Source organism: Rugamonas sp. FW305-51 (assembly GCF_058786935.1).
Map to the genome: position 1 here is coordinate 16,679 of NZ_JBYSZG010000013.1, position 18,530 is coordinate 35,208.

Sequence of the window (18,530 nt, forward strand, 5' to 3'; positions counted from 1 at the left end):
CACGCAATGCCGCAGGGGCAAATCTTACTTGTGGCATGCGGGGGCGGGAAGTTCATTGTCGTCGCCCCAGCTATCGAGCCAGGCGGTGACTTCCGCAGCGTCGGCATGCATGCCGGTGGTCTGATATTCCTTCCACGTGTTGAGCGCCTCTTGCCGGAATGCTTCGCGTTTTTCTTCCCGGTCGAGGTGCTGATGTATGGCTTCCTTCAGCACCCAGTGCGATGTGCGTTGACGGGCGTTCGCGAGACGCTTGACGCGATCCTGCGTCTCCTGGTCGATTTTGACCGCGACAGCACGGCTATTCGAGCTGGACATGGTGCGCTCCAAAACAGGTATAAACGAGTATTGCCAAATCATACTTGTTTCGCCAGCACGGCATTGCCCGGGCAGCCGCGGCAGTGCGCAGCCGTGCTTCCCTGGCCCACGCATGGGCCAGGGAAAAGGGGCGGGACTGGCCGGCGCTTAGTTCAGCGCCGCGGCCGGGCCGAAGAACTCATAGTGGGTTTGCGCTTCCGGCACGCCCAGCTCGCGCAGGGCTTGCTTGACCGTCTTCATGAACGGCGTGGGGCCGAGGAAGTAGGCGTCCACGTCGCGCGTTTCGGGCAGCCACTTGGCCAGCTGGGCACTGTCGATCAGGCCCACGGCGTCCGGCGCCGGATGGGCGTCGTGCGGCTCGGCGTACATGTAGTAGCGGCGCAGGTTGGCGTGCTGCTCCGCCAGCTGGTCCACCTGGTCGCGGAAGGCATGCACGGCGCTGTTGCGGGCGGCGTGGATGAAGTGGATGGGACGGCCCGACTTGACGGCCTTGCCCAGCATGGCCAGGGTGGGGGTGATGCCCACGCCACCGCTGATCAGCACGATGGGGCGCTCGCTGTCGGCCAGCGTGAAGGCGCCCGCCGGCGGGAACAGTTCCACCGTATCGCCTTCCTGCACTTGCTCATGCAGGTAGCCCGACACCTTGCCGCCCGGCTCGCGCTTGACGCTGATCTGGTAGTCGCGGCCATTGCTTTCGGCCGACAGCGAGTACTGGCGGCGCTGTTCGCTGCCATCGACCATGGCGCGGATGCCGATGTACTGGCCCGGCTGGAATTCCATCACGGGCTGGCCGTCGGCCGGCCGCAGCACGAAGGTGGTGATTTCCTTGCTTTCCACCCGCTTGTGCGCCACCACGAAGGCGCGCGCGCCTTCCCAGCCGCCCGGCGCGGCCGCCTGGGCCTGGTAGGCCTGGCCTTCGATGCCGATCAGGATCTCGGCCAGCTGGCCGTAGGCGGCGCCCCACGCTGCCAGCACGGCGTCGGTGGCCGTTTCGGCACCCAGCACTTCGCGGATCGCCTTCAGCAGGCTGGCGCCCACCATGGGGTAGTGTTCGGGCAGGATGCGCAGCGCCACGTGCTTGCTGACGATGGTGTTGACCAGCGGTCCCAGCGCTTCGAGCCGTTCGATGTTCTTGGCATACATGAGGATGCTCGTCGCCAGGGCCCGCTGCTGCTGGCCGCTGTGCTGGTGGGCCTGGTTGAAGTAGGGCAGCACTTCAGGATAGTCCTGGAACAGGGTGCGGTAGAAATGACGGGTCAGCGCTTCGCCCCCTTGTTCGAGGATGGGAACGGTGGCGGTGACGATGGCGCGGTGGGCTGGTGACAGCATGGTGACTCCTTGCAGTTAAACATGCATGTAGTATGCTTGTTTGCCTTGATCCCTGTCAAGAGAATCTGTATTTCATTTACTGCTATTTTTATGCAATATTGACGCACGGAAATGCTCCGCGCGATGGCGGCGATGTGGTTAAATGCATGTTGCGCTGCAATGCGCACGGAACAATTTTCTTGGGTGGTGTGGATGATCTGGTGGCAAAGCTTGAGCGTGTTGGGCAGTCTGGCCGTGACCGGTCCGATCGGCGTTGCCATCGCCGTCTGGCTGCTGGCCGGCAAGTCGTGGCGGCTGACGCTGTCCTGGTGTGTGCTGTTTGGCATCGGCATGGCCCTGGTGGTGCTGACCAAGGTCGCTTTCATCGGCTGGGGCCTGGGGGTGCCGTCGCTGGAGTTCGCCGGTTTCAGCGGCCATGCCATGCGGGCCGCGGCCGTGTTTCCCGTCGCGTTCTACCTGGCGTTCCGGCGCTGGGACGGGCCGCACCGGCAGCTGGCGCTGGCGGCCGGCATCCTGGTGGCGGTGCTGATCGCTGTCGCGCGCGTGTACGTGATGGCCCATTCCGTAGCCGAGGCCGTCACCGGTTGCCTGTTGGGCCTGGCCGTGGCGGCCGTCTTCATCTGGCATGCCAGCACGGAAAACCATATGGCCCTGAGCCGGGTGCTGATGGCCCTGTGCATCCCCGTGCTGCTGGTGGCGCCGCGCGTCGAACCCATGCCGACCGAGCAGTGGATGACGCAGCTGGCCTTGTTTCTGTCGGGCCACGACCGTCCCTACACCCGCAGTCTGTGGCACCGGCCCGGTCCGCGCAGCGTGCTGCGCTGAAGCGGGCCTCGCCCAAGGGCGCGGGGCGCGTGTTTTTGGCCAGTAAGGGTGGCTGAAATGGTATGATAGGCCACTTTTCATTGGGGTAATTCACACGGGCGGCACCTGCCGCCAGGACCCCGAACGGAACCATCGATTGCTTACTTAATGCCGCTGCCGGCGAAGAACAGTTCACAACGTGCGTTTATCTTCCATTAAATTGTCGGGATTTAAGTCTTTCGTCGATCCCACCAATTTCCAGGTCCCGGGTCAGCTGGTCGGTGTGGTCGGTCCCAACGGCTGCGGCAAGTCGAACATCATCGACGCCGTGCGCTGGGTGCTGGGCGAATCGAAGGCGTCGGAACTGCGCGGCGAGTCCATGCAGGACGTGATTTTCAACGGTTCCACCCACCGCAAGCCGGCCGGGCGGGCCTCGGTCGAGTTGGTATTCGACAACAACGACGGCAAGGCCTCGGGCCAGTGGGGCCAGTACGCGGAAATTGCCGTCAAGCGCACGCTCACGCGCGACGGCACCTCGACCTACTACATCAATGGCCAGCCCGTGCGGCGGCGCGACATCCAGGACATCTTCCTCGGTACGGGCCTGGGTCCGCGCGCCTACGCCATCATCGGCCAGGGCATGATTTCGCGCATCATCGAGTCGCGCCCGGAAGAGCTGCGGGTGTTCCTGGAGGAGGCGGCCGGCGTGTCCAAGTACAAGGAACGCCGGCGCGAAACGGAAAACCGGCTGCACGATACGCGCGAAAACCTGCTGCGGGTGGAAGACATCCTGCGCGAGCTGAACGCCAACCTGGAAAAGCTGGAAGCGCAGGCGGCCGTGGCCACCAAGTTCCACGCGCTGCAGGCGGACCAGGAAGAAAAGCAGAAATTGCTGTGGCTGCTGCGCAAGACGGAAGCGGAAAACGAGCAGAAGAAATATTTCCGTGACATGGAGCAGGCCCAGACCGACCTCGAAGAGCAGACGGCCAAGCTGCGCCATGTGGAACTGTCGCTGGAGCAGATGCGCCAGGCCCACTTCGCCGTGGGCGACCGGCTGCACACGGCCCAGGGCCACCTGTACCAGACCAACGCCGAGATCGGCAGCCTGGAAGCGCAGATCAAGTTCGTGCTCGAATCGCGCACCCGCCTGCAATCGCAGCTGGCCACCCTGACGGCCCAGCGCGACCAGTGGCAGAGCCAGGCCCAGGAATACATGGAGCAGATCGAGGAAGCGGAATTTAACCTGGAAGAGTTGTCGGCCAAGGTCGAACAGTCGCAGATGATGGCCGAGCAGAAGGCCGAAGCCTTGCCGGCGCTGGACCAGGCCTGGCGCGCAGCCCAGGTCAAGAGCACGGAATCGCGGGCCCGCATCATGCAGGCCCAGCAGCAGCTCGAATTGGAATCGGCCCACCAGCGCAATGCGTCCAACATCCTGTCCGGCCTGGCCACGCGGCGCGAGCGCTTGCAGCAGGAAAAGAACGGCCTGAGCCTGCCCGACGGCAGCCACCTGGCCAATTTGAAACTGCAGCTGGAGGAAAAGCAGCAGGCGCTGGAAGAGCTGGGCTACCAGCTGGAAGAGGCGCTGGAACAGCAGCCGAAACTGGAACAGGAACGCCAGGCCGCGCAAACCCAGGTCAATACGGAAACGGCCGCCAACGCCCAGCTCGAAGCGCGCCTGAACGCGCTGCGCCAGATGCAGGAGCGGGTGCAAACCCAGGGCAAGGTCCAGCCCTGGCTGCAAAAGCACGAGCTCGACACGCTGCCCCGCCTGTGGCAAAAACTCAACATCGAAGCGGGCTGGGAGACGGCGCTCGAGTCCGTGCTGCGCGAGCGCACCTCGGCCCTGCAGATGTCCAATATCGACTGGGCCAAGGCTTTCTTCAGCGATGCGCCGCCGGCCAAGCTGGCCCTGTACGCGCCGTCCACGGCGGTGCCGCCGGCCGCGCTGGAGATTGCCGGCCTGACCCCGTTCCTGAGCCTGCTCAAGCTCAACGATCCGGGCCTGCGCGCCGTGCTGCAGGACTGGCTGCACAACGTCTACCTGGCCGAGGACACGGCCAGCGCCTTCGCCGAGCGCAGCAAGCTGCCGGCCGGCGGCAGCTTCGTCACGCGCCAGGGCCATGTGATCACCCAGGGCAGCGTGCGCTTTTACGCGGCCGACGCCGAGCAGGACGGCATGCTGGGCCGCCAGCAGGAAATCGACAACATCAGCAAGCAATTGCGGGCCCAGCAGATGCTGGCCGACGAGGCGCGCGCGCGCGCCGTGCGGGCCGACGCGGCCGTGGCCAACCAGGGCCGCCAGCTGACCGAGTACCGGGCCCGCAACCAGAGCCTGACCCAGTCCGTGCATACGCTGCAGCTGGAAGTGGTCAAGCTGTCCGAGGTCGAGGCGCGCTTCAACCAGCGCAGCGGCCAGATCGAGACCGACCTGGCCGAGATCGCGGCCCAGGAAGCGGAGCAGATGCAGGTCAAGCTGGAGTCGGAAGAGAAATTCGAGCAGCTCGACATGGAACTGGGCAATCTGCAAGGCGAGCACGAGGACGGCCAGACGGCCTTCCTGCAGCAGGAACAGCGCCTGGCCGACGCCCGCGAGCAGTTGCGCGAGCTGGAACGGGCGGCGCAGGAAGCGCAGTTCGCCGAGAAATCGCAGCGCAGCAAGATCGAGGAATTGCGCCGCAATATCGCCACCGCCACCACCCAGGCGGCCCAGGTGGCGGCCAGCCTGTTGGCCGGCCAGCAGGAACTGGCCAGCCTGGAAGCGGGCGCGGCCAACGACGGCCTGCAGGACTTGCTGCAGCGGCGCACGGAACAGGAAAAAGCCCTGTCCGACGCCCGTCACGAACTGGACCAGATCACCCAGCAGCTGCGTTCGTCCGAAGAGCAGCGCATGCAGGCCGAACGCAGCCTGCAGCCGCAGCGCGACAAGATCATGGAAATGCAGCTCAAGGAACAGGCCGCGCGCCTGAACCAGGAGCAGTACGCGGCCCAGCTGGCCGAAGTGAACGCGGACGAGGCGGCCCTGTCGGAGAAGCTGCATCCGGACATGAAGCCGTCCTACCTGCAGGGCGAGGTGACGCGGCTGAGCAATGCCATCGCCGGCCTGGGCGCCGTCAACCTGGCCGCCCTCGACGAGCTGGCCCAGGCGTCCGAACGCAAGCAGTTCCTGGACGCCCAGAACGCGGACCTGACCGAGGCCATCAACACGCTGGAAGATGCGATCCAAAAGATCGACAAGGAAACGCGCGACCTGCTGCAAGACACTTTCGACCGCGTCAACGGCCACTTCTCCGAGCTGTTCCCCATCCTGTTCGGCGGCGGCCAGGCCAGGCTGATCATGACGGGCGATGAAATCCTCGACGCCGGCGTGCAGGTGATGGCGCAGCCGCCGGGCAAGAAGAACGCCACCATCCACCTGTTGTCGGGCGGCGAAAAAGCGCTGACGGCGACGGCCCTGGTGTTTTCCATGTTCCGCCTCAACCCGGCGCCGTTCTGCCTGCTCGACGAGGTCGACGCACCGCTGGACGACGCCAACACAGAACGTTTTTGCAGGATGGTCAAGCGCATGTCGGACCAGACCCAATTCCTCTTCATCTCGCACAACAAGATTGCGATGGAGATGGCCAATCAACTGATCGGTGTGACGATGCAAGAGCAGGGCGTATCGCGCATCGTGGCGGTGGACATGGAAGCTGCCGCCAATTTTGCTTCCGAGGCACAAGCAGCATGACAGATCTTCAATTGAGTTTAATCGGTGCCGGCGGCGTGTTCATCGTCGGCGTGTTCAGCTACAACAAGTGGCAGGAATACAAGGCCAAGAAAAGCGTGGAACGGGCCTTCGCCTCCGACCATGACGACGTGCTGATGCGGGCCGGCGACAGCCCCGTGGTGCGTCACGAACCGAGCTTCTCGCTCGACGGCGAAGCGCCCGGCGTGGCCGGCGGCGAGGCGACGGCCGCGGCCGCCGCCCTGGCCGCCGTGGCGGGCGCCATGCACGGCGACGGCGAGCCGGCCCAGGCGCGCGCGGGCACGCCCGAAGCGGCGGCCAGCGCGGCCGAGCAGGCCACCAGCCTGGTCGATCCGCTGATCGACTGCCTGCTGCCGCTGGCGCTGGAAGGCCCGGTGCGGGGCGAGAAAATCCTGCCCGCGCTGCAGACGCTGCGCCTGGTGGGCAACAAGCCGGTGCACTACATCGGCCTGGCCGTCAGCGGCGAATGGGAACCTATCGTGCACGGCGGGGTCTATACCAAGCTGCAGGGCGGCGTACAGCTGGCCAGCCGCACCACGGCCCTGAACGAACTGGAATACTCGGAACTGGTGACGCGCCTGCGCGCCATGGCCGACGAGATCGGCGCCGAGCCGGAAATCCCGGACATGATCGAGGTGATGGCCGAAGCCCGCAACCTGCACCGTTTCGTGGCCGGCCACGACGCACAGCTGGGCGTGAATTTGCAAAGCAACGGCGCCCCATGGGCCATCGCCACGCTGCTGGGGGCGCTGGAAAAGAAGGGCTTCGATGTGCGTCCCGACGGCCGCTACGTGATGCCGGACGGCGAGGGCGGTCACCTGTTCTCGCTGTCGACCAACGTCACGCTGGCCGAGGAAACCACCTCGCGCCTGACGCTGCTGCTGGACGTGCCTTGCGTGGCACCGGCCCGCGACGGCTTCGGCGCCATGGTGGCCTGCGCCAAGTCGCTGGTGGCGCGGCTGGACGCGACCATCGTGGACGACTACAACACGCCGCTCAGCGATGCGGCACTGGAAGAAATCAAAGGTCAGGTGCAGGAATTCTATGCCGAGATGGAGGCGTCCGACATTGCGGCCGGTTCCACCCGCGCGCTGCGCCTGTTCAGCTGAAAGTAGGGTAATGAGCAACACGGAACACAAGACTAACGATACGGCGGCGATCGCGGCGCGGATGGCCGCCCTCAGCGCTGAGCTGAACCGGCACCTGCACGCCTATCACGTGCTGGACGCGCCCACCATCCCGGACGCGGAATACGACAAGCTGTTCCTGGAGCTGCAGCAGCTGGAAGCGGCCCATCCCGCGCTGGCCCAGCCCGATTCGCCCACCCTGCGCGTGGGCGCGCCGCCGCTGCCCCAGTTCGAGCAGGTCACGCACGCCGTGCCCATGCTGTCGCTCAACAACGGTTTCAATGACGAGGACATCGTCAACTTCGACCGCCGCGTGCGCGAGGGGCTGGACGCGGTGCAGGTGGAATACGCGGCCGAGGTCAAGTACGACGGCCTGGCCATCAACCTGCGCTACGTGGACGGCGTGCTGGTGCAGGCGGCCACGCGCGGCGACGGCTACACGGGCGAGGACGTGACGGCCAACGTCAAGACCATCCGCAGCATCCCGCTGCGCCTGGCCACGGCCCAGCCCCCGGCCGTGCTGGACGTGCGCGGCGAAGTGCTGATGTTCAAGGCCGATTTCGAACGCATGAACGAGCGCCAGCGGGCGGCCGGCCACAAGGAATTCGTCAACCCCCGCAACGCGGCGGCCGGCACCCTGCGCCAGCTCGATTCGCGCATCACCAGCCAGCGCAAGCTGAGCTTTTTCGCCTACGGCATCGGCGCGCTGGAAGGGGCGGCCATGCCCGAATCCCATTCGGCCCTGCTGGACTGGTATCGCACGCTGGGCCTGCCCGTGGCGCGCGAGGCGTCCGTGGTGCGCGGCGTGGACGGCCTGCTCGGCTACTACCGCACCATCGGCGCGAGCCGCCCCACCATGCCGTACGAGATCGATGGCGTGGTGTACAAGGCCAACCGGCTGGCCGACCAGCGCCTGCTCGGCTTCGTGTCGCGCGCGCCGCGGTTCGCGCTGGCCCACAAGTTCCCCGCCGAGGAGGCGCTGACGACGGTGCAGGCGATCGAGGTGCAGGTGGGCCGCACGGGCGCCATCACGCCTGTGGCCCGGCTCGCGTCCGTGTTCGTGGGCGGCGTCAACGTCACCAACGCCACGCTGCACAACGAGGACGAAGTGCGGCGCAAGGACGTGCGGGTGGGCGACACGGTGATCGTGCGCCGCGCCGGCGACGTGATCCCCGAAGTGCTGGCCGTGGTGCTCGACAAGCGCCCGGAGCCGGCCCCGCCGCCCTATGAACTGCCGAAACACTGCCCCGTGTGCGGCTCGCACGTGGTGCGCGAGGAAGATGAAGCCATCGCCCGCTGCTCCGGCGGCCTGTTCTGCTCGGCCCAGCGCAAGGAGGCCATCCGCCACTTCGCGGGCCGGCGCATGATGGACATCGAAGGCCTGGGCGACCGCTACATCGACAACCTGGTGGAAGCGGGCCTGGTGCACGGCGTGTCGGACTTGTACCGCCTGACGCTGGACGATTTGCTCAAGATGAAGCGCCTGGCCGACGAACGGGACGGCACCACACCGGAGACGGTACAGCAGGGCAAGGTGGCCACCAAGTGGGCCGAGAACCTGCTGGAAGCGATCGCCGCCACCAAGCGCCCGCCGCTGGAGCGCCTGCTGTTCGGGCTGGGCATACGCCACGTGGGCGAATCGACGGCCAAGACCCTGGCCGAATGGCTGGGCCGCTTCGAGCTGGTGCGGCGCGCCCCGGTGGCGCTGCTGCGCGTGCTGCCCGACATCGGCGGCACGGTGGCGGTATCCATCGCCGACTTCTTCGCCGAAGCCAAGAACCAGCAAGCCATCGACGCCTTGCTGGCCGAGGGTGTGCAGCCGCAGGGCGAGCATGCGCCCAGCGCCAAGCTGCGCGAACGGCTCGATCCGGTCAAGCTGCTGGCCGCGCTGGCCATTCCCAAGCTGACGGAGCCGCGCAGCAAGCAGCTGGTGGAGCAGGGCGTCACGCTGGAAGCGCTGGCCTACCTGAAGATATTCGACGTGTTCGGCCTGCCGGCCGCCGTGGCCGAGGCGCTGCGCGACTGGATGGAACAGCCGGGCCACCGCGCGCAGCTGCTGGCGCTGGACGCCTTGCGCACGGACTTGCTGGCCCAGTTGCCGGAGGCGGCCGTCGTGACCGAGAGTGCGCTCAGCGGCAAGACCTTCGTGCTGACGGGCACCTTGCCCAACCTGAGCCGCGACGAGGCGGCGGCCCTGATCGAGGCGGCCGGCGGCCGCGTGGCCGGTTCCGTGTCGAAGAAGACCGGCTATGTGGTGGCCGGCGCCGACGCCGGCAGCAAACTGGCCAAGGCGCAGGAACTTGATCTGGCGATTCTCGACGAAGCCGGCTTGCTGGCATTATTGGCATCCTCGGCACCATCGGCACCATTGACACCATTAGCAACACCAGGGCAGCCCGCCGCGGCTGCCGCAACACACGGAAGCACGCAATGACGAAGAAAATTACCAAGGCAGTATTCCCGGTGGCAGGATTGGGCAGCCGTTTCCTGCCCGCGACCAAGGCCCAGCCCAAGGAGATGCTGCCCATCGTGGACAAGCCCCTGATCCAGTACGCGGTGGAAGAGGCGGTGGCGGCCGGCATCACGGAACTGATCTTCATCACGGGCCGCAACAAGCGCGCCATCGAGGACCACTTCGACAAGGCGTACGAACTGGAGTCGGAACTGGAGGCGGCCGGCAAGACCCAGCTGCTCGAATTCGTCCAGAACGTCATCCCCAAGCACGTCAACTGCATCTACATCCGCCAGAGCGCGCCGTTGGGGCTGGGCCATGCCGTGCTGTGCGCCCGCCCCGTGGTGGGCAGCGATCCGTTCGCCGTGCTGCTGGCCGACGACTTCATGGACACGCCCGACGGCGTCAAGCCGGTGCTGGCCCAGATGACGGACCTGTACGCCTACGAGCGCTGCAGCGTGCTGGCCGTGCAGAACGTGGCCCGCAACGAGACGCGGCAGTACGGCATCGTCAGCGCCTCGGCCTACCAGCCCAACCTGGAGCTGGTGCACGGCATCGTGGAAAAGCCGCAGCCGGAAGACGCGCCATCCACGCTGGCCGTGGTGGGGCGCTATGTGCTGTCGGCCCGCATCTTCGACTACCTGGAGCACCTCGGCACGGGCACGGGCGGCGAAATCCAGCTGACAGACGGCATCGCCGCCCTGATGAAGGATGAACGCGTGCTGGCCTACCGCTACCAGGGCCAGCGCTACGACTGTGGCTCCAAGCTGGGCTACCTCAAGGCCACCACCGCCATGGGCCTGAAGCACCCGGAGACGGGCGACGCCTATTGCGCCTTCCTGCGCCAGGTCCAGTGTGAACTCAAGAGTGAAAATCCGGGTGGCCAGCCATGACCGTGCGCGAGATCCTCAAGATGGGCGACCCGCGCCTGCTGCGGGTGGCCGAACCGGTGCGCGAGTTCGGCACGCCGGAGATGGAGCGGCTGATCGCCGACATGTTCGACACCATGCACGCGGCCAACGGCGCCGGCCTGGCCGCGCCCCAGATCGGCGTCAACCTGCAGCTGGTGATCTACGGTTTCAAGCAGAACACCCGCTATCCGGACGCGCCCCAGGTGCCCGAGACGGTGCTGATCAACCCCGTGCTCACGCCGCTGTCGGACGAGCAGGAAGAAGGCTTTGAAGGCTGTTTGTCCGTGCCCGGCCTGCGCGGCAGCGTGCCGCGCTGGACCCGGCTGCGCTACGTGGGCGTGGACCAGTGCAACCAGCCCATCGTGCGCGAGGTGGACGGCTTCCACGCGCGCGTGGTGCAGCACGAGGTGGACCACTTGCACGGCATCCTGTACCCGATGCGCATCAAGGACTTTTCCCGGTTCGGCTTTACCGAGGTGATGTTCCCCGACCTCGATCCGAATGACGACGAATGAGCGGGCCACGATGAGCGTCGCGCCAGTCAAGGGGCCGTTGCGGCCCAAGGTGGGGGCGGAACGGGGCACCTTCCGCATGGGGAACTCGCGCATCAAGCGCATCGGCCTGCCGCGCTGGTACTGGGCCGACATCTACCACTGGATGCTGACGCTCACGTGGGGCCGCTTCTTCCTGCTGTTCTCGACGCTGTACGTGCTGACCAACCTGCTGTTCGCCGGCGCCTTCTACCTGGTGCCGGGATCGGTGGCCAACGCGCGCCCCGGCTCCTTCCTCGACATGGTGTTCTTTTCGATCGAGACCCTGGCCACGGTAGGCTATGGCTACATGAATCCGGGGAACACCTACGGCCACGTGGTGGCGTCGGTCGAGATCATGCTGGGCATGGTGGAGGTGGCGACCGTGACGGGCCTGCTGTTCGCCCGCTTCTCCCGTCCCACCTCGCGCATCATGTTCTCCGACGCGGCCGTCATCACGCCCTTCAACGGCGTGCCCACGCTGATGCTGCGGGCCGGTAACGAGCGCTCCAACCTGATCCTGGAAGCGTCCGTGCGGGCCTCGCTGGTGCGCCGCGAGACCACCCAGGAGGGCCAGCTGTTTACCCGCTTCTACGACCTCAAGCTGGAACGCGAGCAGACCACCGTGTTCGCACTCACGTGGACCATCATGCACCGCATCGACGAGAGCAGCCCCCTGTGGGGCAAGACCCAGCGCGACCTGATCAACGAAGGCACGACGCTGACGGTGGGCGTGTCCGGCACCGACGACACGCTCAACGACTTCGTCCACGCACGCCAGAGCTATTCGGCCGAGCACATCTTCTTCAACCACCATTTCGCCGACATCCTGTCCGACAAGCTCGACGGCGACGTGCGCATCCTCGACTTCAGCAAGTTCCACGACATCCACCCGGACGGCAGCCTGGGCGGCACCATGCCCGGCGCCGCCGTGGCCCATCCGGGCTGATAGCGCTTGATGGGGTGCGGTTGACAGCCCTGGGGGACGATGCAAGAATGGTCCGGCGAAGTCACCGATTTGAAGGAATCAGCCATGGCACATACCGAGACTAAAGCGATTACCGCACATGTACCTGTGCCGTTGGCCGATAGGGTCGATCAACTGGCGGCGCGTCTTGAACGCTCGCGTGGCTGGATAGTCAAACAAGCCCTTAGCGCCTGGGTCGACCTCGAGGAGGAGCGGAGCCGCCTGACGCGCGAAGCGTTGGCTGACGTGGACGCGGGGCATGTCATCGATCACCAGTCGGTACAGGCGTGGGCTGACAGCCTTGGGACCGAACAGCCATTGCCTGCACCATTGGTGCCCTGATGGATTTGCGCTGGACTGGTAAGGCGCTCTCCGATTTGACGCGGTTGCACGAGTTTCTGGCGATGGTGAACCGGCCGGCAGCCGCCCGCACGGTGCAATCGTTGACGGCCGCCGCAGGCAGTCTGGCGGCGAATCCACGCATCGGGGAGCGGCTGGAGGAATTCGAACCGCGCGAAGTCCGCCGTATATTTGTTGGTCGCTACGAGCTGCGCTATGAAATCGCAGCGTCAACAATATTTATTTTGCGGCTGTGGCATACGCGCGAGGATCGTTAGCTGCCGCTACATCTCCGGCCCCGGCTCGCTGACGACGGGCGGGGCCGTCTCGTCCACCTGCAGGATGGCTGCCACGTGCTGCAGGCGCAGCCGCTTTTCTTCCTTGATCGGGCCGCTGCGCGCCAGCAGGCCGCGGGCCAGGTGCAAGGCCTCGCGCCGCTGGGCCAGCGTGGGCAGCAGCACGCGCAAGCCTTGCAGGGCGCGCTCCTCGTCGAGGCGCACCAGGTAGGCCTGCAGGTTGACGGCGTGCTTGAGCTGGTTGAGCGTGATGGTCTTGTCCAGGCCACGTTCGCGCATCAGCTGGCGGATGCCGTCATAGGGCCGCTTGTCGACCACGCCCACGCCGCTGGCCACGTAGATCACCAGCCGCAGGAAGCCCGATTCCTGGCTGCCCCGCTCGAACCACGTCTCGCGCTCGGCCCGCCGCAAGCGCAGCAGCTCGTCCTGCTCGCGGTTGCGCCCGCGCGGGCGGCGCAGATGGGGCGCGGACGGCGCCAGCCCCACCAGGGCCGCCGTCAGCGGCGATTCGTACACGGCCTTGAACAGGTTTTCGCAGGCGCTGTCGCGCAGGTCGCGGTAGCTGTCCCACATCTGGCCGATCGCCGCGCTGGCCTGCTGTTCGGCCAGCAGCAGGGGATTGTCGGGCGCCACCGGGCGGCGCTGGGCCCGCACGGCTTCGGCCAGCGGCGCCACGGCCTTGACGAAGGGATTGCTGTCCGAGATCAGGTGGCGCTCCAGGCGGGCCGAGTTGAGGTTGCGGTGCAGGGCGGCCGTGGTTTCGTTGGACAGGGCGCGCACGGCCGGCGACACGAAGCGGTCGTACATGGCCTGGTTGACCTGGGCCACGCGCCGCACCACCTCGAACGCGCGCTCGTCGTCGCGCCCTTCGCCCAGGGCCAGGATGTCGCTCACTTCGCGCGGCTCGAAGCGGATCACATAGCGGCCGCTGGCGAACTCCAGGCCCGGCATGTCGGGGTGGGTGTCGGTGATGATGGCTTCGTACAGGCCGGGCGGCAGCACGTCGATCAGGTCGAGCGCGTTGGCCAGTTCCGTGTGCTCGCGGTTGGCCACGCCGGCCGACACGAAGATGCCCAGGTGGCCCACGTGCTCGTGCAGGAAGTAGACGATGGTCTGCTCGTTGTCGCGGATCTCGCCCGCGTTGGCGTACAGGTCGGGGATCCAGTTCAGCGCCTGCTGGGGCGGCGTGATGTTGTCGCCCCAGGAGGCGAACACGATGATGGGCGAGCGGATGTGGCGCAGGTTGATCTGGCTGTGGCCGTCGTCATGGAAGATTTCGCCCGCGCTCAGGCGGTTACCGACGAACAGGTTCTGGGTGATCCACTCCATCTCTTCCTTGTTGAGCAGGAAGTGGCCGCCCCACCACCGCTCGAACTCGAGGAAGCGCTGGCGCTCCGTGTCGACCTTGGCGTACAGGCCGTAGGGCTTGTTCCAGTAGGTGTTGGCCGGGTCCAGCTGTTCGAAGTTGTTGACCAGGTGGGCGCCGTCGAACTTGCCGTTGCCCAGGTCGCCCGCCAGCGAGGCGGCCCAGGTACCGCCCAGCAGGCCGCCCGTGTAGCGCATCGGGTATTTGCCGTGCACCCCGGACCAGTAGGAAATGGGCGAGCCGGCCAGCAGGATGGGCCCCACCAGTTCCGGCTCCAGCGCGGCCAGCATCATGAGGGCCCAGCCGCCCTGGCAGTTGCCGATCACGAAGGGCTTGCCGGCGTCGCCCGGATGCAGTTCGTTGACCTTGGCCAGGAACACCCGTTCGGCCGCCGTCACGCATTCGATGGTCTGGTTCGGCACCGGCTGGGGGAAGAACATCACGAAGTAGCACGGGTGGCCCTGGCGCAGGGCGATGCCGATTTCGCTGTCGATCTTGGAGCCGCCGATGCCGGGGCCGTGGCCGGCGCGCGGGTCGATCACGACGAACGGGCGCTTGTGGGGATCGGTGGGCGGGCAACCGGGCGGCGGCTTGATGGCGGCCAGCGCGTAATTGGCCGGCCGCTCCAGCTTGCGGCCGTCGACGATGATGTCGTAGTCGAACACCAGCACGGGCGGCTTGCCCGACTGCTCATGTTCGGCGTAGATGTTGCCGCGCTCGCGCAGCACATCGAAGGTGAGGATGGCCCGCTGCCACGCATCGACCCAGTAGTCGAGGACGGACGAGGCGAGCGGGGGCAGGGCCGGCAAGCCGGCTGGCGGGTCGGACAGGGACATGGAACACTCCCGGGGGGATGAAATCGGTGGCCGGCTGCCCGGCCGCTCAGTCTACTGCTGGTGGCCACCGGCCTGCTGGGCCGCGCGGCCGATCGCCGTTTGCGTCTCCAGCGTCAGTTCGGCCAGCTGGCGGCTGTAGTCCATGGCCCGTTCCAGCGTGGGTGTGACCTGGGCGCTGGCCGCGGCCAGCCATTCCTGCGGGGTGGTCGCCGTCAGGCGCTGCTGTATCGCTTTGGGGTATTCATCCAGCACGGCGCGGATGGCCTGCATGTTGAGGGCCGCCAGTTTGGCCATGCTGTCGACCCCGGTCTGGGCCATGGACGTGACGAAATTGAGTTGCGCTTCCACCTGCGCCTGACCGGCGGCAGGTAACTGTTCGAGTGCTGAAACCATGGATGCCTCCTGGGCGGTTTGCTGACAGTGTGTCGGAATGGAGCGAGGTCATTGTGGCATGGCGCGCCGGTGGGGGCAAGCGCCACGCGCTATGCGCCGTCAAGCGCCGCCCAGCAGGTCGCGCGCGTTCAGCAGCGCGTACACGATGTCGGGATGGCGGTCCAGGCAGCGCCGGATGGCGGCCGGGATGGCCAGTCGCGTCTTGCGGCACAGGCCGGGACGGTCGGCCAGTTCGATGGCCAGGCCGCGCACCGTGCGCACGCCGCGCACGCTGGGCGTGATCTGCACGGTCATGCCCAGCAGCTGGTCCATGCGCGCCGTCATGTGCTGCAGTTCGTCGTAGCTGGCGATGGCTTCGATGCGGGCGATCAGGCGCTTTTCCTCTTCCCGCGTCAGGCGCAGGATGCGCACATCCGTTGCCGGCACGGCCGCCAGCGTCTCCAGCAGCGCGTCGCGCCCGCACACGCAGGCGCCGGGCGGGCATTCCTGGCGTATCGAAAAGGACAAGGCTGGCGGCATGGCGGCGCGGGCGAGGGCGGGACGGAATTCGATTCTACCGCGATCGCGGGCCAAAAAAACGCCCCTTGCGGGGCGTGAGATGCACTCTTGCGGCGGTTGCCGGTCAGGCAGCTTTGCGGCGGCGGGCCAGGAAGCCGACCAGGCCCAGGCCAGCCAGCAGCATGCCGTAGGTTTCTGGCTCAGGTACTGGCGAGGTGAAGGCGCGATAGTTGCTCAGCTTGTCGCTGTTGATGACGAATGGCACAGGCGCGCCGTCAGCCCAGTGGAACAGCAGTTCGCCGCTGGAGAAGTGCACGGCCAGGTAATCGTAGTGCTGGCCCAGCGAGATCGAGGCGCTGTTGAAGACGCTGTCGGCGCCGCCGACGTAGCTGATGTTCGCGCCTGGCAGGCCGAACAGGTTGCTGGCGTTGATCTTGCTCAGGATGTTGGCTGCGCCCTGGCCGCCGGGCAGGTTGCCGGCGTACCAGCCCACTTGCACTGGCGAAGCCGCGAAGTCGGTGAAGGTGGCCGTGTGGCCAGGCTCCAGCGTGAAGGAAGCCATGTCGCCGACGATGCTGCTGGTCACGAGGCTGGTGACGTCCACCCAGGCGGCGGAAGCGTGGGCCGAGGCGGCGAGAACCAGGCCAGCGGCGGCCAGGGACAGGCGAACGGCTTTGGTCTTGATGTTGTTCATGTTATATCCCGTGTTTATAGTGTGATAAATGACTGGCTAGGCTCGTCGTCTGGCTGCGTTTCTTTATGGCCAGTGGTATGAAATGGAAGCAGCGAAGTCAGGTTATCATAAGACTCACGGAATTTGCTATCTGCAAACAAAAATATTTGCAGTTTTTGTTGTGTTCGTGCCTGTTTAATGGATCTCGGAGCAATAAAGATGCCGCGCTAGAAATGTTGTGTACCCATGGGCGGGACGTCGGGCGTTCAGCGGTGCTTTTCGGCACTCAACTTTTGCAGCAGACGGGCCAGCTCTTCCTGCATCATCGGCGACAGGTTGATAAACTGGCAGCCGATCTGTACCTGTTCGCCCAGCAGGAAGGAGCGGAAGGTACGCGACAGGCGGATTTCCAGGTCGGCGATCATGACGGCGTCCGGCCCCAGCTCGAGCCGCACCCGTTGCAGGCGGCGTCCCACGTGCAGGCCGACGGCGTCGCGCGGGGCGGCGCGCATGCCCACGCCGCCGGCGGAAAAATCGTACAGCTGCAATTCATAGGGCTTGCCGTTGAGCACGAACGAGGCGAGGAAATACACGCCCAGCGGCGTCTCCAGGCGCTGCGTGGCGCGCCGGTTCAGCACCTGGCATTTTTCCGGGAAGTCGGCCGGTATCAGGGTGGGCTGGTTGGGCAGGCACGCCCAGTCGGGCGAAGTGAGCTTGAATTGCAACTTGGCGCTGCGCAGCCAGGCCACGAACACGGCTTCGCCGGGCGGCAGGTATTCCCCTTCGTTCAGTTCCAGCACGAAATGGGGATGGTCGGGGTCCACCGAGCGGATGCGCGCCATGACGACGTTGGTGCTGCTGTGAGGGTAGATGGAGACGGGATCGCCCGTCTCGGCCAGCATGGCCAGGGCGTCACCGATATCGTGCTCGCCCGTCATGTCGTGCGGCTTGCTGCCGGCGGCGATCGGTTCCTGTGCGTCTTTCAGGCTGGGCGGGCCGCGACGAAAGTCTTTGGGTAGCGGATTGTTCACGACGGCGTATCTCTTTGCAATTGGCTGGGGAAAAAGATGGACTGCAACGCTAGTTTATCCACTATTGTTCGCATTGGCTTGCAAAAGAGCAAGAATTTTTCATCTAATCGGCCGCCATGGGCATTTGTCTTGGACGCGCTGTGCGGGGCGCTGCGCTCAGAAGCGCTCGTCCGGGCGCAGGTAACGCCACTGGCCCACGGGCAGGTCGCCCAGCTTGACCTTGCCGATACGCACCCGCTTCAACCCCACCACCTTCAAGCCCACCATGTCGCACATGCGGCGGATCTGGCGCTTCTTGCCTTCGCGCAAGGTGAAGCTGAGCTGGTCGTCGTTCTGCCAGCGCACTTTGGCCGGCAGCAGCGGCTTGCCATCCATCCACAGGCCATGGTTGAGCTTTTTCAAGTCCGCCTCAGGCAGCTTGCCGGGGCGCGTGTATTCCACCCGCACCAGGTATTCCTTGTCGATGTCCGTGTCGTGGCCGATCAGCTGCTTGGCCACGCGCCCGTCCTGGGTCAGCACCAGCAGGCCGACGGAATCGATGTCGAGCCGGCCGGCCGGCACCAGGCTGCGCAACTGGGTCGGGTGGAACTGTTCCGTGGCCGGATCGTCGGCCCAGCGGTTCTCCGGCTTGATCAGGGTCACGGCCGGCTGGTAGCCGTCCTCGGCCTGGCCGCTCACATAGCCCATGGGCTTGTTGATCAGCACCGTCACCCGCTTGGATTGCTCGGCCGCCGCCTGGCGCTCGACGGTGACGCGCTGGCTGGGGTAGACCTTGCTGCCCAGTTCGGACACCACCTTGCCGTCCACCCGCACCCAGCCGCGGGCGATCCATTCGTCCGCTTCGCGCCGCGAGCACAGGCCCAGTTCGGACATGCGTTTGGACAGGCGTAATAATTCTTCACTCATGTTGCGTTATTT

General features: G+C 66.0%; 17 protein-coding genes. 9 read left to right on the top strand and 8 right to left on the bottom strand.

Annotation, left to right across the window (positions count from 1 at the left end):
- Positions 1-24: 24 nt before the first annotated feature.
- Both AC3WOS_RS11305 and hmpA read right to left on the bottom strand, forming a co-directional pair.
- The gene (locus tag AC3WOS_RS11305) at positions 25-315 is read right to left on the bottom strand and encodes a CopG family ribbon-helix-helix protein (RefSeq protein ID WP_492716040.1); all 291 of its coding nucleotides are present in this window, start codon (positions 313-315) and stop codon (positions 25-27) included.
- A gap of 147 nt (positions 316-462) precedes the next feature.
- Positions 463-1,644: an NO-inducible flavohemoprotein gene (gene hmpA / locus AC3WOS_RS11310; protein ID WP_492716041.1), complete on the bottom strand. Its 1,182-nt coding sequence runs from the start codon at positions 1,642-1,644 to the stop codon at positions 463-465.
- A 159-nt stretch (positions 1,645-1,803) separates the two neighbouring features.
- Here hmpA and AC3WOS_RS11315 point away from each other — a divergent pair, with 159 nt between their 5' ends.
- The 9 genes from AC3WOS_RS11315 (at position 1,804) to AC3WOS_RS11355 (ending at position 12,797) form a co-directional block, all read left to right on the top strand.
- Complete coding sequence (locus AC3WOS_RS11315) at positions 1,804-2,469, top strand: phosphatase PAP2 family protein (protein WP_492716042.1); 666 nt, start codon at positions 1,804-1,806, stop codon at positions 2,467-2,469.
- Positions 2,470-2,647: 178 nt separating this feature from the next.
- Positions 2,648-6,175: a chromosome segregation protein SMC gene (gene smc, locus AC3WOS_RS11320; RefSeq protein WP_492716043.1), complete on the top strand. Its 3,528-nt coding sequence runs from the start codon at positions 2,648-2,650 to the stop codon at positions 6,173-6,175.
- Positions 6,172-7,302 carry a cell division protein ZipA C-terminal FtsZ-binding domain-containing protein gene (locus tag AC3WOS_RS11325; protein WP_492716044.1) on the top strand — a complete coding sequence of 377 codons (1,131 nt, stop codon included), beginning with the start codon at positions 6,172-6,174 and terminating at the stop codon, positions 7,300-7,302. Before smc ends, AC3WOS_RS11325 begins: the two co-directional genes overlap by 4 nt.
- Positions 7,303-7,312: 10 nt before the next feature.
- The gene (ligA, locus tag AC3WOS_RS11330) at positions 7,313-9,754 is read left to right on the top strand and encodes an NAD-dependent DNA ligase LigA (protein ID WP_492716045.1); all 2,442 of its coding nucleotides are present in this window, start codon (positions 7,313-7,315) and stop codon (positions 9,752-9,754) included.
- The gene (galU, locus tag AC3WOS_RS11335; RefSeq protein WP_492716046.1) at positions 9,751-10,665 is read left to right on the top strand and encodes a UTP--glucose-1-phosphate uridylyltransferase GalU; all 915 of its coding nucleotides are present in this window, start codon (positions 9,751-9,753) and stop codon (positions 10,663-10,665) included. Before ligA ends, galU begins: the two co-directional genes overlap by 4 nt.
- The gene (gene def, locus AC3WOS_RS11340; protein WP_492716047.1) at positions 10,662-11,198 is read left to right on the top strand and encodes a peptide deformylase; all 537 of its coding nucleotides are present in this window, start codon (positions 10,662-10,664) and stop codon (positions 11,196-11,198) included. The genes galU and def overlap by 4 nt, the downstream gene beginning before the upstream one ends.
- A 10-nt stretch (positions 11,199-11,208) precedes the next feature.
- A complete protein-coding gene (locus AC3WOS_RS11345; RefSeq protein ID WP_492716048.1) occupies positions 11,209-12,162 on the top strand; it encodes an ion channel in 954 nt (317 codons plus the stop codon).
- An 84-nt stretch (positions 12,163-12,246) separates the two neighbouring features.
- Positions 12,247-12,522 (top strand): CopG family ribbon-helix-helix protein, encoded by a 276-nt coding sequence (locus AC3WOS_RS11350; RefSeq protein WP_492716049.1) that lies wholly within the window; start codon positions 12,247-12,249, stop codon positions 12,520-12,522.
- Complete coding sequence (locus AC3WOS_RS11355; RefSeq protein WP_492716050.1) at positions 12,522-12,797, top strand: type II toxin-antitoxin system RelE/ParE family toxin; 276 nt, start codon at positions 12,522-12,524, stop codon at positions 12,795-12,797. The genes AC3WOS_RS11350 and AC3WOS_RS11355 overlap by 1 nt, the downstream gene beginning before the upstream one ends.
- A 6-nt stretch (positions 12,798-12,803) precedes the next feature.
- Here AC3WOS_RS11355 and AC3WOS_RS11360 read toward each other — a convergent pair whose 3' ends face one another.
- From AC3WOS_RS11360 to AC3WOS_RS11385, 6 genes are all read right to left on the bottom strand, one after another.
- Positions 12,804-15,017: a DUF3141 domain-containing protein gene (locus AC3WOS_RS11360; protein ID WP_492716051.1), complete on the bottom strand. Its 2,214-nt coding sequence runs from the start codon at positions 15,015-15,017 to the stop codon at positions 12,804-12,806.
- A gap of 51 nt (positions 15,018-15,068) precedes the next feature.
- Positions 15,069-15,410, bottom strand: coding sequence for a phasin family protein (locus AC3WOS_RS11365; RefSeq protein ID WP_492716052.1), 342 nt, complete (start codon positions 15,408-15,410; stop codon positions 15,069-15,071).
- A 99-nt stretch (positions 15,411-15,509) separates the two neighbouring features.
- The gene (locus AC3WOS_RS11370; protein WP_492716053.1) at positions 15,510-15,929 is read right to left on the bottom strand and encodes a hypothetical protein; all 420 of its coding nucleotides are present in this window, start codon (positions 15,927-15,929) and stop codon (positions 15,510-15,512) included.
- 103 nt (positions 15,930-16,032) lie between these two features.
- Positions 16,033-16,602 carry a PEP-CTERM sorting domain-containing protein gene (locus tag AC3WOS_RS11375; RefSeq protein ID WP_492716054.1) on the bottom strand — a complete coding sequence of 190 codons (570 nt, stop codon included), beginning with the start codon at positions 16,600-16,602 and terminating at the stop codon, positions 16,033-16,035.
- 245 nt (positions 16,603-16,847) lie between these two features.
- Positions 16,848-17,519 carry a flagellar brake protein gene (locus AC3WOS_RS11380; RefSeq protein WP_492716150.1) on the bottom strand — a complete coding sequence of 224 codons (672 nt, stop codon included), beginning with the start codon at positions 17,517-17,519 and terminating at the stop codon, positions 16,848-16,850.
- Between the two features lie 249 nt (positions 17,520-17,768).
- Positions 17,769-18,518 carry a pseudouridine synthase gene (locus AC3WOS_RS11385; RefSeq protein WP_492716056.1) on the bottom strand — a complete coding sequence of 250 codons (750 nt, stop codon included), beginning with the start codon at positions 18,516-18,518 and terminating at the stop codon, positions 17,769-17,771.
- Between the last annotated feature and the right edge of the window lie 12 nt (positions 18,519-18,530).